This is a genomic window from Magnetospirillum aberrantis SpK, assembly GCF_011022235.1.
Lineage (GTDB): Bacteria > Pseudomonadota > Alphaproteobacteria > Rhodospirillales > Magnetospirillaceae > Magnetospirillum > Magnetospirillum aberrantis.
Map to the genome: position 1 here is coordinate 1 of NZ_JAAIYP010000031.1, position 14,832 is coordinate 14,832.

Here is a 14,832-nt window from a genome sequence, read left to right on the forward strand (position 1 = left end):
GCGAAATGGCCGACCGCGCCCACCGCCACCAGGGCGGGAACGGTGCCGGCGGCGAAAGCCAGCATGCCGAAGGCCGAGGCCAGGGCGTCGCCGGTGGCGGCGGCGGCGGCCAGGGCGGCATAAAGCAGACCGCAGGGAATGAACCCCAGGAACATCCCCAGCAACCAGCCGCGCCAGCCGGTGGGAGACGCGAACAACGGCCGCGCCAGCCGGCCGACGCTACGGCTCCACCAGCTTTCACCGGCCGGAGCGGTGCCCAGCAGCAGCTTGAGGCGCGGCACCGCCATGCCCATCAGGAACATCGCCGCCAGAGCCAGCAAGGCGGCGGCCAGGAAACGAAAACCGCCCCATCCCGCCAGGATTCCGGCGGCGGCACCGCCCACCGCGCCCAAGACGGCGTAAGAGGTGGCCCGCCCCAGGTGATAGGGCACCAGCGCGGCACCCGACAGGCGGTGCCATTCGCTCATGCCCGCCGCCGGAACCCGTTCCAGCCGGGCCGCCACCTGACTGAGCACGAAGGGGCCGCACATGCCGGTGCAGTGCGAGGCCGAGCCGATCAGGCCGGTGAGAAACAGGCTGGACAGCAGGCCGCCGTTGTCGACCACCGCGACGCGGCAAACGGCAAGGCCGGCGGAAAGGGAAGTAACCAGGGAATCCATGACGGCAGAATATCCGCTTTCAGTTCGGGGTCCACCACGACAATTGTCGCCGCAATCCCACCACGCCGCCCACCACCAACAGGGCCGGCGGCTCCACCGGTTGGGCAGCCAGCGCCGCGACCACGCTTTCCAGCGTGCTTTCCATCACCACCTGGGCCGAGGTGGTGGCCCGCGACACGATGGCCACCGGTTCGTCCGGCCGTCGCCCGGCGGCCACCAGCCGTTCCACCACCTTGTCCAAGTGACGCAACGCCATATAGAACACCAGAACCTGCGCCCCGCGGGCCAGACCGTCCCAGTCGAAGCCGCCCGGAACCTCGCCGTCCTGGCCGTGGCCGGTGACGAAGGCCACCGAGGAATTGCAGTCGCGCGCCGTGGCGGGAATGCCGGCATAGGCCAGCCCGCCCACCCCGGCGGTCACCCCCGGCACCACGCGGAAGGGCACCCCGGCATCGGCCAGGGCCAGGGCCTCCTCGGCGCCACGGCCGAACACGAAGGGGTCGCCGCCCTTGAGCCGCAATATCCGCTTGCCGGTCAGCGCCAGTTCCAACAGTCGCGCGGTGATCTCGGACTGGCTGGGGCTGGCCCGGCCGCCGCGCTTGCCCATGCTTTCCACCACCGCGCCCGGCCGGATCAGGGCCAGAACGCGCGGATCGACCAGCGCGTCGTGCACCACATGGTCGGCGTTCTTCAGGGCATGGAAGGCTAAAAGGGTGAGCAGGCCGGGATCGCCGGGACCGGCGCCGACCAGCCAGACGCTGCCGGGTGCGAAGTCGGGGCCGGGTGCGAAACCGGGAATGGGGTCAAGATCGGGTACGGTCGTTTTCATGGACGGGACTATAGGCGATTTAGCCCGTCCGGCAAATCACGACGCCGTCTTGCCCAACGGCTCGAGATGGGGTTCGACGCCGGCCATCTTCTGGCTTGCGGCCACCGCCTCGCGTTTGCGGCGGATGGCCTCGGCCCTTTGCGCCTGCATCTGGAGCACATAGGGCTTCATGCGCAGATCGGATTGGATGATGTGGTCCACCAGCCATTCCTTGAGGAAATTGGCGAGGTCGCGCACCATGTGGTCGCGCGCCGGTCCCGCGGGCGCCTTGGTGTACACGCCGACGATGTCCGACAGCTTGCGCAGCACGTCGCGATGCGAACGGCGGTGGCTTTCGTGATAGGGATAGCGGATGGCGAGCTGAAGTTCTTCCTCGCGGGCGAAGTGCTCGCCAGTGTACTCCACCAGACCCAGCAGGACACGGGCCACCTTCTTGTGGTCGATCTGGCCGGCGATGGCGATCTCGAAAGCGTTGATCAGGTCGACCAAATGCTTGTGATCGGCGTCGATGGTTTCGTCCCCGACGCTCATGGCGTCGCGCCATGCTATGGACATCCTGCTTCCCCCAACGGAAACTGACCATAAGAATTAAGGATTTTACCCGAGAATGACTTCAATTTCCATATGGCCCTGTGGTCAGGGTGCACGCTTTGCGCGCAGGGAATCAAAGGCGTGCCGGTCATGATGGCGGGCTCGCATGTGGTGGTGGGGGCCGCCCTGTGGGTGGCGGTGGCCAAGCTGGGCGGCGGCAACCCGGCCGACCCCCAGGCGTTGGCGGCGGCGGCGCTGGGGTCGCTGTTGCCCGACATCGACCATCCGCAATCGTGGGCCGGGCGCAAGATGCGGGCGATTTCCGTCCCGCTGTCGCTGGTGGTCGGCCATCGCGGCGTCACCCATTCGGCCATCGCCGTGGCCGCCGGGCTGGCGTTGCTGCTGTTGCTGGGAACGGGGTGGATGGCGGCGCCGGTGGTGGTGGGCTATCTGTCGCACCTTTTGGCCGACGCGCTGACACCTTCGGGGGTGCCGCTGTTGTGGCCCAGCCGCCGCCGTTTCACCCTCAACCTGTGCCGCACCGGTTCGGCGGTGGAGATCGCCTTGGTGGCGGCGGTCGGGGTGGCCGCCGGCTGGGCCGCGGGGGTGGATTTCACCGCCCTGCCGCGTCCCAGGCTGTAACGTCCTACAAAATCCGGCAGGCGTCGTCGAAATCCAGACGCGGCCCGCGCGGATACAAGGCAGCGGCGTCGCCATAGCCGATGTTGATCAGGAAGTTGGACTTGACCGGCGTGCCGGCGAAGAAGGCGGCGTCGACGGCGGCCGGGTCGAAACCGCTCATGGGACCGCAATCGAGACCCAGCGACCGCAGCGCCAGGATCAGATAGGCGCCCTGAAGGGTGGCGTTGCGCATGGCGGTCTCGGCGATCAGCGCGTCGTTGCCCACATACCACGACCGCGCGTCCGCATGCGGGAACAGCGTCGGCAGCTTTTCATGGAATTCCATGTCCAGGGCGACGATGGCGGTGACCGGGGCGGCCATGGTCTTGTCCAGGTTGCCCGCCGCCAGCGCCGGCTTCAACCGTTCCTTGGCCTCGGAACCTTGCACGAAGACCACCCGCATGGGCTGGCAGTTGACCGCCGTCGGTCCCATGCGCGCCAGGTCCCAGGCTTGGCGCAGCAACGCCTCGGGTACCGCGCGGTCGAGAAATCGGTTATGGGTGCGGGCCGTCAGGAACAAGGTGTCCAGGGCGCTGTCCGCGAGCGGGGTGGTCATCGGGTCTCTCCTGTCGCTATATTAGGAAATCGTTGCCGCCGAGATGGTGTTCGATCGCCATATTACGGACGCCCTCGGGGAAAGGGTTAGATGGGAATGAGAAACACTGTGTTTCTGGCTGCGGCGCTTGCCGTCCTGGCGGGCTGGGGCATTGCCCCGGCGCGGGCGGCCGACAGCGCGGTGGTGGTGACCTACAACCGGTTCGGAGAGAGCGGCACGCCGGCCGTCAACACCCGCATCGAACAGTTGGAAGCCCAGATCGCCGAGTTGAAAAGCGGCGGCTACACGGTATTGGCGCTGCCCCGGGTGGTGGCGGCGCTGCAAGCGGGAACCGCGCTTCCCGACAAGGCGGTGGTCCTGAGCGTGGACGATTCGGCGCTTTCGGTGTGGGAAGCGGCGTGGCCGCGCTTCAGGGCGGCGCGCCTGCCCTTCACCTTGTTCCTGTCCACCGACGAAATCGACCGCGAATCTTCCGACCGCCTGAACTGGGACCAGGTGCGGGAAATGGCGGCGTCTGGTCTGGTCACCATCGGCAGCAAGGGCGCCGGCCATGTTCACATGGCCCTGATGACGGCGGACGAGGTGAGCGCCGACGTGGCGCGGGCCAGGGATCGTTTCGTTTCCGAACTGGGCCACGCCCCGGACCTTTTCGCCTGGCCCTACGGCGAGATGAGCCGCGAGGCGGCCCAGGCGATCCGCGCCGCGGGCTTCAAGATGGCGTTCGGCCAGCATTCGGGGCCGATGTGGAAGGGCTCGGACCCCTGGTTCATGCCGCGCTTTCCGCTGAACGAGACCTATGGCGAGGTCGAACGTTTCCGTCTCGCCGTGCGGTCGCTGCCGTTGCCGGCGGTGGACGTCACCCCCGACGACCCGCGTCTGACCGCCAATCCCCCGGCCTTCGGCTTCACCCTGGCCCCCGAGGAACCGGGAACCGAGCTTCTGGCCTGCTACATCTCGCACGAGGGCCGCGCCGTCATCGAACGCCTTGGCCCACGGGTCGAAGTCCGCATGAGCAAGCCGCTGCCGCCGGGCCGCTCGCGCATCAACTGCACCGCGCCGACATTGGAAGGGCGCTGGCGGTGGTTCGGCTGGCAATTCCTGGTGGAATGAAAGAGCCGTTGCCCGGCTTTCAGCCCAAGGTGGTGTCCAGCACCATCATCAGCGCGAATCCGGCCATCAGCCCCAATGTCGCCGGGGTCTGGTGGCCGTTGCGGTGGGTTTCGGGAATGACCTCGTGCGAGACCACGAAGATCATCGCCCCCGCCGCCAATCCCAGCCCCAGCGGATAGGCCGGCGCCAGGCCGCTGGACAGGCTGACGCCCATCAACGCCCCCAACGGTTCCAGAATGCCGCTGGCCGCGGCCACCGCCACCGCCACCAATGGGCGGAAGCCGGCGGCCCGCAGCGCCAGGGCCACCGCCAGACCCTCGGGGATGTCCTGAAGGGCGATGGCGGTGGTCAGCGGCAAGCCGACGCTCAGGTCGCCATTGGCGAAGCTGACGCCGATGGCCATGCCTTCGGGCAGGTTGTGCAGGGCGATGGCGAACACGAACAGCCAGGCGCGGCCGCACCGTTCGTGTCCGGCACCGCACGGGCCGGTGGTATCGTGCTCGTGCGGGGTGAACTCGTCCAGGCCCAGCATCAGCACCACGCCGACCGCCATGCCGGCCACCACCACGGCCGCCCCCAGGCCCTTGTGGCCCAAGATCTCGGCCCCCGCCTCAAGCCCCGGCAGCAACAACGAAAAGGCGCTGGCGGCCAGCATCATGCCGGCGGCGAATCCCAACAGGCTGTCTTGCAGTTTCTGCGGAATGGTCCGCAACACCAATGCCGGCATGGCGCCCAAGGCGGTGGTGGCGAATCCGGCGAAGCCGCCGATCAGCGCGGCCCGCAAGGCGATCTCGTCGCCGGCCAGGGCACGCACCACGCCCTGGCCCAGCAACAGCACCACCAGCCCCAAGGCGACAGCCAATCCGCGCGTGGTCATCACGTGTTCCTGCGCATGCCGACGCAACAGCGCCGTCCATGACGCGGGGACTGACGAAGAGGTGCTCTGGCTGTCCATGGCTCGGCTTTCTCAGAGTGAGGGCGAAATCATGGTAGTGGCTGTAAGGCTGCACGAAAAAACGATAATTATACCTCTCGTCATCGCCTTGCCCGATTAATGCGGCGTTCACACGGAAGGCGGCGTGCCTTCGCCGGCGGGCGGCGGCGGCACCCGGCCCTTCAGTTCCTCGGACACGTTGTGGCCGCCGCACGAGCCGCAGACGAAGACGATGTCCGTTTCCAACCGGCTCAGGCCGAAATCCTGCATCATCACATGGCCGCAATGGCCGCAGACGTAATCCTCGCCGCCACGGCCGACGGCGGACAGGCCAGTGTTGAAAAGCGGGCGGTCGCCGATGTCGCGGGGGGAAATGGGGGTCAGCATGATTTCGGACATCTTGTTTCCTTTGTGAAACGATTACCAGCCGGCGGCGACGCCATCGGCACGGGGGTCGGCCGCCCCTTCGATCATGCCGTCGGCGCGGCGCACCAGGGCGCCGGCATGACCCATGGACCCGTCGAACGGCGCGACCATCGCGACGTCGTGGCCCAGGGCCGTCAGCGTTTCCGCCAGATCGGGGGCGAACCGGCTTTCCAGCTTGAGGTCGGTTCCGCTTGCCCCATCGGCGCCACGGCCGAAGACGAAGCGTGGCGCGGTCAGGGCCGCCTGAAGCGGCTGGCCGGCCAGGATGGCGCGGGCGAAGATCTGGGCCTGAATTTGCGGTTGCGAATCGCCGCCCATGGTTCCCCACACCATGGTCCGGCCGTCCTTGAGCCGGGCCAGGGCTGGCGACAGGGTGTGGAACGGCTTGCGCCGGGGTTCCAGGGCGTTGCGATGGTCGGGATCAAGCGAGAACGAGACGCCGCGATTGTGCCACACCACTCCGGTCTGCGGCAGCACCACCCCGGACCCGAAGGCGTGGAATAGGCTTTGGATGAAGCTGACGGCGCGGCCCTGGCCGTCGACCACGCCCAGCCACACCGTGTCGCCGTCGCCCAGCACCTGGGTCGATGCCTGGGCGCGGCCGGGATCGATTTCGGCCGCCAGCCGGTCCAATAGGTGGTCGGACAGGTAGGTGGTGGCGTGCACCGACATGCGATGCGGGTCGGTGATGTGGCTGTCGCGGACGCGATAGGCGATCTTGGTGGCCTCGACCAGGGCATGGATCCAGCCGGCTTCGTCAGGCTGTGCCGCCCCCAGACGCTGGAACACCCCCAACAGGATCAGCGACGCCAGCCCTTGGGTCGGCGGCGCGGTGTTGAACAAGGTGCCGCCGGCCAGCGACAGCGACAACGGCCGTCGGCGCATGCCGCGATGGCGCGCCAGATCGTCGCCTCTGAGCGGCGAGCCGGCCTCGCGCAGGTCGGCGGCCATGGCTTGCGCGATGTCGCCGCGATAGAAATCGTCCAGCCCCACCTCGGCCAGCCGTTCCAGCGTCGCCGCCAGACCCGGCTGCGTCATCAGGGTGCCGGCGGCCGGGGCTTTGTTGCGGATAAGGAACGTTTGTGCGAAGCCCGGCACCTTGCGCAACGTCGCCAGATTGCCGCGTGTCGCCGCCTCCTGGTGGGCGGTGAGGGCGAAGCCGTTGCGGGCGTAATGGATGGCGTCCTCGAACAGCCGCTCCAGCGGCATGCCGCCGCCCCATTGTTCCGACAGGTCGAGCGCCAGTTGCCATCCCGACACCGCGCCGGCCACCGTGTTGGCGGCCAGCCCGCCGCGCGCCGGAACGGCCTTCAGGCGTTCGGCGCGATAAAGGTCGCGGTGCACCGCCCCGCCCGAGGCGCCCGAACCGTCGATGGAAATGGGCGGCTTGCCCGGTTCGGCGATCAGCCAGAAGCCGTCGCCGCCCAGGCCCGTCATGTGCGGATAGACCACGGTCAGGGTGGCGGCGGCGGCGAGGGCCGCCTCGATGGCGTTGCCGCCTTCGCGCAGAACCGCCAGTCCCGCTTGCGAGGCGAGGTGGTGGGGGGTGGTCACCATTCCCCGGCGGCCCATGGGCGTATTGAGCATGTCCCGTCCCTTGCGGTGCGTGAGCTGACCCCTGTTATCGCGCAGCCGGACCCAGGCCGTCCAGAGCGCGGCCGGGAAAAATTTGAATTCGGTCATTTTCTGGATATGTAATGCCCGACCACCCTATCGGACTCTTCGCCATGACCACCCCTCCCCACACCATCTCCACCCTGCCGCTGTCGTGGGAGGACGTTCACCGCGATACCCGCATCCTGGCCGGCATGCTGGCCGAACTGCCGGCGTTTTGTGGCATCGTCGCGGTGACGCGCGGCGGGCTGGTGCCGGCCGCCATCCTGTCGCGCGAGTTGGATATCCATCTGGTGGAGACCGTGTGCGTGTCCACCTATGACGACCGCGACATCCGCGATCCCCAGGTGTTGAAGACCCTGGCCGGCGACGGGGCCGGCTGGTTGGTGGTGGACGATCTGGTGGACACCGGCGCCACCCTTCAGGTGTTGCGCGGCATGTTGCCCAAGGCTCATTTCGCTACCGTTTACGCCAAGCCCAAGGGCCAGCCGCTGGTCGACACCTTCGCCACCGTGTTCGCCCAAAGCACCTGGGTCGCCTTTCCCTGGGAGCCGCCGGGCAAGGGCAGCTGATCAGCCGGCCAGGCTGCGCAGCACGTAATGCAGGATGCCGCCGTGGCGGAAGTATTCAACCTCGTCCACGGTGTCGATCCGGCACAATACCGGCACCTGATGCCGTCGGCCGTCGGCATGGGTGATCTCCAACGTCAGGGTCTGGCGTGGCTTCAACCCCTCCGACAGGCCCCGGACCGAGAATGTTTCGGTCCCGTCTAGGCCTAGAATCTTGCGGTCGGTGCCGGCCGGGAATTGTAGCGGCAGCACCCCCATGCCCACCAGATTGGAGCGGTGGATGCGTTCGAAGCTTTCCGCCACCACCGCCTTGACCCCCAGAAGATAGGTGCCCTTGGCCGCCCAGTCGCGGCTTGATCCGGTGCCGTATTCCTTGCCGGCGACCACCACCAGGGGCGTGCCTTGGGCTTGATAGGCCATGGCGGCGTCGAAGATGGACAACACTTCGCCCGCGCCGTTCAGCCGGGTGACGCCGCCTTCGTGACCCGGCGCGATTTCGTTTCGGATACGGACGTTGGCCAAGGTGCCGCGGGTCATCACCGCGTCGTGGCCGCGTCGCGAACCATAGGAATTGAAGTCGGCCGGCGCCACGCCATGGGCCACCAGCCATGTGCCGGCCGGGCTGCTGGGCTTGATCGACCCCGCCGGACTGATGTGGTCGGTGGTGATGGAATCGCCCAGGATGGCCAGGGCCCGCGCGCCTTGGATGTCGGCGAAGCCTTGGGGCGGCAGGGGCGCCATGTCGGTGAAATAGGGCGGGTGGTGGATGTAGGTGGACCGTGCCGGCCAATCATAGGTCTGGCCGGTGGTCACCGGCACCTGTTGCCACAGCGCCGGCCCCTTGAACACGTCGGCATAGCGGCGGCGATAGGAATCGGGGCTCAGGGCACGTTCCATGGCCGCCTGGATCTCGGCGGTGCTGGGCCAGATGTCGTGCAGATGGACCGGCTGGCCATCGGCGCCGATTCCCAAGGGATCGCGGGACAGGTCCAGGCGCATGCTGCCGGCCAGGGCATAAGCCACCACCAGGGGTGGCGAGGCCAGGTAGTTGGCCTTGACGTGCGGGCTGATGCGGCCTTCGAAGTTGCGGTTGCCCGACAAGACGGCGGCGACCACCAGATTGTTGCCGTCGATGGCTTCGGCGATGGCCGGGTCCAGCGGCCCGGAATTGCCGATGCAGGTGGTGCAGCCGAAACCGGCGACGGTGAAGCCCAGGCTGTCCAGGGACTCCTGAAGGCCGGCCGCGGCAAGATAGTCGGGTACCACCTGCGATCCCGGCGCCAGCGAGGTCTTGACCCATGGTTTGACCCGCAGGCCGCGCGCCACCGCCTTTTGCGCCACCAATCCGGCGGCGAGCATTACCGACGGGTTCGAGGTGTTGGTGCACGACGTGATGGCGGCGATCACCACGTCACCATGGCCCAGATCGCCGCGCCCGTTGGACAACGGTACACGCGGAGATTGTTCCGCTGCGGGAACGAATGTGTCGAACCCGGCCTTGGCCGCCGACAGCGCCACCCGGTCCTGGGGGCGCTTGGGGCCGGACAGCGACGGTTCGACCGTGCCCAGTTCCAATTCCAGCGTTTCGGTGAAAAGGGGATCTGGGGTGGTTTCGTCGCGCCACAGCCCTTGGGCGCGGGCATAGGCCTCGACCAGGGCCACCCGGTGCGGGTCGCGGCCGGTGAAGGCCAGGAAACGCAAGGTTTCGGCGTCGATGGGGAAGAAGCCGCAGGTGGCGCCGTATTCGGGGGCCATGTTGCCGATGGTCAGACGGTCGGGCAGCGCCATGGACGACAGGCCGGGACCGAAGAATTCGACGAACTTGCCGACCACCCCCTTGGCCCGCAACATCTCGGTTACCGTCAGCACCAGATCGGTGGCGGTCACCCCCTCGCGCAAGGACCCCGACAGGCGAAAACCCACCACCTCGGGGATCAGCATGGACAGGGGCTGGCCCAGCATGGCCGCCTCGGCTTCGATGCCGCCGACGCCCCAGCCCAGCACCGCCATGCCGCCGACCATGGTGGTGTGGCTGTCGGTGCCGACCAGGGTGTCGGGATAAACCAGCCCGTCGGCGCTCCACGCCACTTGGGCCAGATATTCGCAGTTCACCTGATGGCAGATGCCGGTGCCGGGCGGCACCACGCGGAAATTGTCGAACGCTCCCTGGCCCCAGCGCAAAAAGGCATAGCGTTCGCCGTTGCGGGCGAATTCCAGTTCCATGTTGCGGGCCAGGGAATCCGGGCCGCCCCAGGAATCGACCATGACCGAATGGTCGATCACCAGATCGACCGGCACCTGGGGATTGATACGGGCCGGGTCGCCGCCCAGGGCGGCCATGGCGTCGCGCATGGCCGCCAGGTCGACCACCGCCGGAACGCCGGTGAAGTCCTGCATCAGCACGCGGGCGGGGCGAAAGGCGATCTCGTGTCCGGCGCGGCCGCGATCCGTTGTCCAGGCCGCCACGGCCCGGATGTCGTCGGCGGTGACGCTACGCCCGTCCTCGAACCGCAGCAGGTTCTCCAACAGCACCTTGAGACTGAACGGCAGGCACGAAACGTCGCCCACCGCCGCCTCGGCGGCCTTCAGGCTGTAATAGGCATAGGCCTTGTCGCCCACGGTGAGAGTGCGGCGGGTCTTTAGGGTGTCTTGGCCAAGGGTCGACATGGGGTCACCTCCTTGCTGTCCCTAATGTAGGTGCCGACAGGGAAGGCGACCAGCCAAGCGAAAGTCGGGGGCATGCTTTTCGCAGCCTGACCGGACAAATCCCGGATGGGATTTTCTGCGTCCTCCTACCCCCTCAGATGTTTTTCCATCAGTGCCAGAAGGTCGCCAGAAAGCCGGACTTCTTCCTCGACCGCCGCGACGCGGGATGCGCCATGGGCGACGCATTCGAACGTCGCGTCCTGGAAACAGATGATGAAATGCCTGAGCCCCTCAAACAGCCGGGTGTCATGGCGCGGATGGACGCGGTTCATCCGCTCCAGGGAACGGATCCACGAGGAATTCAGGACCTCGTAGAGTCCATGGAAACCCAGGCCGCGCCCCATCAGCGGGTGGCCGTTGCGCGCCTCGTCATTCGGTCCGCCGAGATAGTGGCATCGGGGGCGCTCGAATTTCACCACGACGATGGTTTCGGGGCCGTCCTGCGCGACGGGGGCCAACTCGTAGGCCAGGATGAGGGCGTTGTCGGTGGCGAGGACAAGCGGCCCCTCGACGGTGGAGGATTGCGGCAGGTCCGTATAAGGAACCACCTTGTCGTGCCTGTCGACCGCGTACAATGGGACCATCCGTCGAAGTTGCGGGGAATCTCAGCACCCCGGATCGTGGGGTGTCAAGGCAGGCAAAGAAAAACCCCCGCCGGTCGCCCGGCGGGGGATGAAGGCTTGAGCGCTCTTCTTGTTATATCACTTAGACCGCGACGGTATCCGCGACCTTGCGGAACGCATCGATCTGGTCGAAGTTCATGTAGCGGTAGACGTCGCCGGCCTTGGCGGCAAGGCCGCTGACCTGATCCAGGTATTCGGCCGGGCTGGGGATCTTGCCCAAGAGCGCGCAGACGGCGGCCAGTTCGGCCGAGCCCAGGTAGACACGGGTGTCGATGCCCAGGCGGTTGGGGAAATTGCGGGTCGAGGTGGACATGGCGGTCGAGCCCTTGCGCACCTGGGCCTGGTTGCCCATGCAAAGCGAGCAGCCGGGCATTTCCATGCGGGCGCCGGCCTTGCCGAGAACGCCGTAATAGCCTTCCTCGGTCAGGATCATGGCATCCATCTTGGTCGGCGGCGCGATCCACAGGCGGGTCGGGATGTCCGACTTGCCGTTCAGGATCTTACCGGCGGCGCGGAAATGGCCGATGTTGGTCATGCACGAGCCGATGAACACCTCGTCGATCTTGTCGCCGGCGACTTCCGACAACAGCTTGACGTCGTCGGGATCGTTCGGGCAGGCGACGATCGGTTCCTTGATGTCGGCCAGATCGATCTCGATCACCGCAGCGTAGTCGGCGTCGGCATCGGGTTGCAGCAGTTCGGGCTTGGCGATCCAGGCTTCCATGGCCTTGATGCGGCGGCCCAGCGTGCGGGCGTCCTCGTAACCGTTGGCGATCATCCACTTCATCAAGGTGATGTTCGAGTTCATGTACTCGATGATCGGTTCCTTGTTGAGGCGCACGGTGCAGCCGGCGGCGGAGCGTTCGGCCGAGGCGTCGGTCAGCTCGAACGCCTGTTCGACCTTGAGGTCGGGCAGGCCCTCGATCTCCAGGATGCGGCCGGAGAAGACGTTCTTCTTGCCCTTCTTCTCGACGGTCAGCAGGCCCTGGCGGATGGCGTAGAGCGGAATGGCGTTGACCAGGTCACGCAGGGTGACGCCCGGCTGCAACGCGCCCTTGAAGCGCACCAGCACCGATTCCGGCATGTCCAGCGGCATGACGCCGGTGGCGGCGGCGAAGGCCACCAGACCGGAACCGGCCGGGAAGGAAATGCCGATGGGGAAGCGGGTGTGGCTATCGCCGCCGGTGCCCACGGTGTCGGGCAGCAGCAGGCGGTTCAGCCAGGAATGGATGACGCCGTCGCCGGGACGCAGGGCCACGCCGCCACGGGTGCTGATGAAGGTCGGCAGGGTGCGGTGGGTCTCGACGTCCACCAACTTGGGATAGGCGGCGGTATGGCAGAACGACTGCATGACCAGATCGGCCGAGAAGCCCAGGCAGGCCAGGTCCTTCAACTCGTCGCGGGTCATCGGACCGGTGGTGTCCTGGCTGCCCACGGTGGTCATCTTGGGTTCGCAATAGGTGCCGGGGCGCACGCCCTTGCCCTCGGGCAGGCCACAGGCGCGGCCGACCATCTTCTGCGCGAGGCTGAAGCCCTTGCCGGTGTCGGCGGGCACGCCCGGCAGGCGGAACAGGGTGGACGGGGCCAGACCCAGGGCCTCGCGCGCCTTGGCGGTCAGGCCGCGGCCGATGATCAGCGGAATACGGCCGCCGGCGCGCACCTCGTCGAAGATCACCTCGGACTTGACGGTGAACTCGGCGATGACGGCGCCGTTCTTCAGCGCCTTGCCCTCATAGGGACGCAGCTCGACCACGTCGCCCATGTTCATCTGGTTGACGTCCAGCTCGATCGGCAGGGCGCCGGCGTCTTCCATGGTGTTGTAGAAGATCGGGGCGATCTTGGTGCCCAGGCAAACGCCGCCGAAACGCTTGTTCGGCACGAACGGGATGTCCTCGCCGGTGAACCACAGCACCGAATTGGTGGCGGACTTGCGCGAGGACCCGGTGCCGACCACGTCGCCCACATAGGCGACCAGGTTGCCCTTGGCCCGCAAATCCTCGAGGAACTTGACCGGACCACGGACACCGGCCTCTTCCGGCTCGATGCCGGGGCGCGGGTTCTTCAGCATGGCCAGGGCATGCAGCGGGATGTCGGGGCGGCTCCAGGCGTCGGGGGCCGGCGACAGGTCGTCGGTGTTGGTCTCGCCCGACACCTTGAAGATGGTCACGGTCAGCGAGGCGGGAACCTCGGGACGCGAGGTGAACCACTCGGCGTCGGCCCAGGACTGGATCACCGCACGCGCATTGGCGCTGCCCTTGTCGGCCAGTTCCTTGACGTCGTGGAAATAGTCGAACACCAGCAGGGTCTTCTTCAGACCCTCGGCCGCCACGGTGCCGACGACGGAATCGTCCAACAGCTCGATCAGCGGCTTGATGTTGAAGCCGCCCAGCATGGTGCCCAGCAGCTCGGTGGCCTTGGCCCGGTCGATCAGCGGGCAGGTGACCGCACCCTTGGCGATGTCGTTCAGGAACGCCGCCTTGACCTTGGCTGCGTCATCGACGCCGGCCGGAACGCGGTGAGTGATCAGCTCGACCAGCGCGGCTTCCTCGCCCTTGGGCGGGCTCTGCAACAGCGCGATCAGGTCCTCGGTCTGCTTGGCAGACAGCGGCAGGGGGGGAATCCCGAGGGCGGCACGCTCGGCGACATGCTGGCGATAGGCTTCAAGCACGGACATCCTCCGCAGGGCTGTGTTTTGAAATTGGTGGACCAGCCCCGCCGTCGGTCCACGACGAGAGAGCCGGATGCGCCTGCGCTTACACCATAAATTCGCGCCCGAGTCCAGCACTGACTATCCGTTCGGGCGGGGCGTCCACCACCCCACCCACCCGGAACGGCGGCAAACCGCCCCATAAATTCGCCACATTCCGACGGCTTCCTAGGGGCTCCCGGAAGTCCCCTTGAGCGCCACCGCCGGATTCCCGGACCTTTCGGCGGTTGGCCACCGGGATCGAGTGGCGGCCGGCGCGTTTCCCCCCTTTGCGCGCCGGCCGTTTCGATTCTGGGTGAGGTGTGCGTTTGTGCATGCGGTTGCAGGCGCGACCGAGCGGCCTATGGCGCGGGAACCAAACGAGTGGAAACAAGCGTCCGGCGTTTGAAGGCGTCCATTGATATAACGCGCCCCACCGGAGTGAGGCGCGTTACGCATTTCAGGGGTTAATTCCGGCGCCATGCCATTGCGGAATCGCGTAGGTCATTCGCCTCGACCTCAAGAATAAGATTGTCTTCGAACCGAACGCTGTAGGTATGGTTGTGGGGGTTCAGTCCGATCACCCTGGCCGGCCGTTCCGCCGAACGCACCCAGACAGCGGCGCCTAACCAAGGGCGAACGGTGGACTTTGACGGAGTGGCATAGAGCAGCGGCGTGATTTCGCCGCCGCCGACACTGGGCGGCTGATTCCCCATTTCTTTATGAGAAATAACCATGGGCTTTCTCCTCGGTTTCCGGAGAGTCGCCCCCAGCAAAGCCTTGACACGGGATAAGTTAGTCCTATAGTCAAGACTTCTACGATGCCATAGGGGTTGACCCCGGATGGTTTCGCTGCCGGCGCCTCTTTTCGCAGAAGAGGCGCCGTGCTGTTTTCAGGACGTTCCTCG

14 protein-coding genes are annotated in these 14,832 nt (G+C 66.8%); 3 read left to right on the forward strand and 11 right to left on the reverse strand.

Annotated features, from left to right (window positions below; genetic code table 11):
- The 3 genes from G4223_RS05160 to G4223_RS05170 all read right to left on the reverse strand — a co-directional run.
- Window positions 1-659: sulfite exporter TauE/SafE family protein (locus tag G4223_RS05160; RefSeq protein WP_163675992.1), on the reverse strand; the 659-nt coding region annotated here is incomplete at its 3' end.
- A gap of 19 nt (window positions 660-678) precedes the next feature.
- Window positions 679-1,488 (reverse strand): uroporphyrinogen-III C-methyltransferase, encoded by an 810-nt coding sequence (cobA, locus tag G4223_RS05165; RefSeq protein WP_163675995.1) that lies wholly within the window; start codon window positions 1,486-1,488, stop codon window positions 679-681.
- Between the two features lie 36 nt (window positions 1,489-1,524).
- On the reverse strand, window positions 1,525-2,043 hold the full coding sequence (locus G4223_RS05170) for a bacteriohemerythrin (RefSeq protein WP_163675998.1): 519 nt from the start codon (window positions 2,041-2,043) through the stop codon (window positions 1,525-1,527).
- A gap of 126 nt (window positions 2,044-2,169) precedes the next feature.
- Between G4223_RS05170 and G4223_RS05175 the strand changes: the two genes are divergently transcribed.
- On the forward strand, window positions 2,170-2,661 hold the full coding sequence (locus G4223_RS05175) for a metal-dependent hydrolase (RefSeq protein WP_163676001.1): 492 nt from the start codon (window positions 2,170-2,172) through the stop codon (window positions 2,659-2,661).
- A 4-nt stretch (window positions 2,662-2,665) separates the two neighbouring features.
- Here the strand turns inward: G4223_RS05175 and G4223_RS05180 are convergent, their stop codons facing one another.
- The gene (locus G4223_RS05180; RefSeq protein ID WP_163676004.1) at window positions 2,666-3,256 is read right to left on the reverse strand and encodes a malonic semialdehyde reductase; all 591 of its coding nucleotides are present in this window, start codon (window positions 3,254-3,256) and stop codon (window positions 2,666-2,668) included.
- Between the two features lie 96 nt (window positions 3,257-3,352).
- Here G4223_RS05180 and G4223_RS05185 point away from each other — a divergent pair, with 96 nt between their 5' ends.
- Entirely contained in the window at window positions 3,353-4,366 is a 1,014-nt protein-coding gene (locus tag G4223_RS05185) for a polysaccharide deacetylase family protein (protein ID WP_163676007.1), read from the forward strand.
- 19 nt (window positions 4,367-4,385) lie between these two features.
- Here G4223_RS05185 and G4223_RS05190 read toward each other — a convergent pair whose 3' ends face one another.
- The 3 genes from G4223_RS05190 to G4223_RS05200 form a co-directional block, all read right to left on the reverse strand.
- Complete coding sequence (locus tag G4223_RS05190; protein ID WP_241003964.1) at window positions 4,386-5,243, reverse strand: ZIP family metal transporter; 858 nt, start codon at window positions 5,241-5,243, stop codon at window positions 4,386-4,388.
- 186 nt (window positions 5,244-5,429) lie between these two features.
- Complete coding sequence (locus tag G4223_RS05195; RefSeq protein ID WP_163676013.1) at window positions 5,430-5,699, reverse strand: hypothetical protein; 270 nt, start codon at window positions 5,697-5,699, stop codon at window positions 5,430-5,432.
- A 21-nt stretch (window positions 5,700-5,720) separates the two neighbouring features.
- Entirely contained in the window at window positions 5,721-7,313 is a 1,593-nt protein-coding gene (locus G4223_RS05200; protein WP_163676015.1) for a gamma-glutamyltransferase family protein, read from the reverse strand.
- Between the two features lie 140 nt (window positions 7,314-7,453).
- On the opposite strand from G4223_RS05200, the gene gpt reads away from it, so the two are divergent.
- Entirely contained in the window at window positions 7,454-7,912 is a 459-nt protein-coding gene (gene gpt, locus G4223_RS05205) for a xanthine phosphoribosyltransferase (RefSeq protein WP_163676019.1), read from the forward strand.
- Here gpt and acnA read toward each other — a convergent pair whose 3' ends face one another.
- The 4 genes from acnA to G4223_RS05225 form a co-directional block, all read right to left on the reverse strand.
- Window positions 7,913-10,576: an aconitate hydratase AcnA gene (gene acnA / locus G4223_RS05210; protein ID WP_163676021.1), complete on the reverse strand. Its 2,664-nt coding sequence runs from the start codon at window positions 10,574-10,576 to the stop codon at window positions 7,913-7,915.
- Window positions 10,577-10,701: 125 nt separating this feature from the next.
- Window positions 10,702-11,190: a hypothetical protein gene (locus G4223_RS05215; RefSeq protein WP_163676024.1), complete on the reverse strand. Its 489-nt coding sequence runs from the start codon at window positions 11,188-11,190 to the stop codon at window positions 10,702-10,704.
- Between the two features lie 130 nt (window positions 11,191-11,320).
- Window positions 11,321-13,906 carry a bifunctional aconitate hydratase 2/2-methylisocitrate dehydratase gene (acnB, locus tag G4223_RS05220; protein ID WP_163676027.1) on the reverse strand — a complete coding sequence of 862 codons (2,586 nt, stop codon included), beginning with the start codon at window positions 13,904-13,906 and terminating at the stop codon, window positions 11,321-11,323.
- Between the two features lie 485 nt (window positions 13,907-14,391).
- The gene (locus tag G4223_RS05225) at window positions 14,392-14,661 is read right to left on the reverse strand and encodes a tudor domain-containing protein (RefSeq protein WP_163676030.1); all 270 of its coding nucleotides are present in this window, start codon (window positions 14,659-14,661) and stop codon (window positions 14,392-14,394) included.
- Window positions 14,662-14,832: the final 171 nt, after the last annotated feature.

Excerpts from the sequence above, each read along its gene's own strand:
- gpt (WP_163676019.1), top strand. The coding sequence starts at position 7,454 with ATGACCACCCCTCCCCACACCATCTCCACCCTGCCGCTGTCGTGGGAG.
- acnA (WP_163676021.1), bottom strand. The coding sequence starts at position 10,576 with ATGTCGACCCTTGGCCAAGACACCCTAAAGACCCGCCGCACTCTCACC.
- G4223_RS05180 (WP_163676004.1), bottom strand. The coding sequence starts at position 3,256 with ATGACCACCCCGCTCGCGGACAGCGCCCTGGACACCTTGTTCCTGACG.
- G4223_RS05195 (WP_163676013.1), bottom strand. The coding sequence starts at position 5,699 with ATGTCCGAAATCATGCTGACCCCCATTTCCCCCCGCGACATCGGCGAC.
- G4223_RS05200 (WP_163676015.1), bottom strand. The coding sequence starts at position 7,313 with ATGCTCAATACGCCCATGGGCCGCCGGGGAATGGTGACCACCCCCCAC.
- G4223_RS05175 (WP_163676001.1), top strand. The coding sequence starts at position 2,170 with ATGATGGCGGGCTCGCATGTGGTGGTGGGGGCCGCCCTGTGGGTGGCG.
- G4223_RS05170 (WP_163675998.1), bottom strand. The coding sequence starts at position 2,043 with ATGTCCATAGCATGGCGCGACGCCATGAGCGTCGGGGACGAAACCATC.
- G4223_RS05225 (WP_163676030.1), bottom strand. The coding sequence starts at position 14,661 with ATGGTTATTTCTCATAAAGAAATGGGGAATCAGCCGCCCAGTGTCGGC.
- G4223_RS05190 (WP_241003964.1), bottom strand. The coding sequence starts at position 5,243 with ATGACCACGCGCGGATTGGCTGTCGCCTTGGGGCTGGTGGTGCTGTTG.
- cobA (WP_163675995.1), bottom strand. The coding sequence starts at position 1,488 with ATGAAAACGACCGTACCCGATCTTGACCCCATTCCCGGTTTCGCACCC.
- G4223_RS05185 (WP_163676007.1), top strand. The coding sequence starts at position 3,353 with ATGAGAAACACTGTGTTTCTGGCTGCGGCGCTTGCCGTCCTGGCGGGC.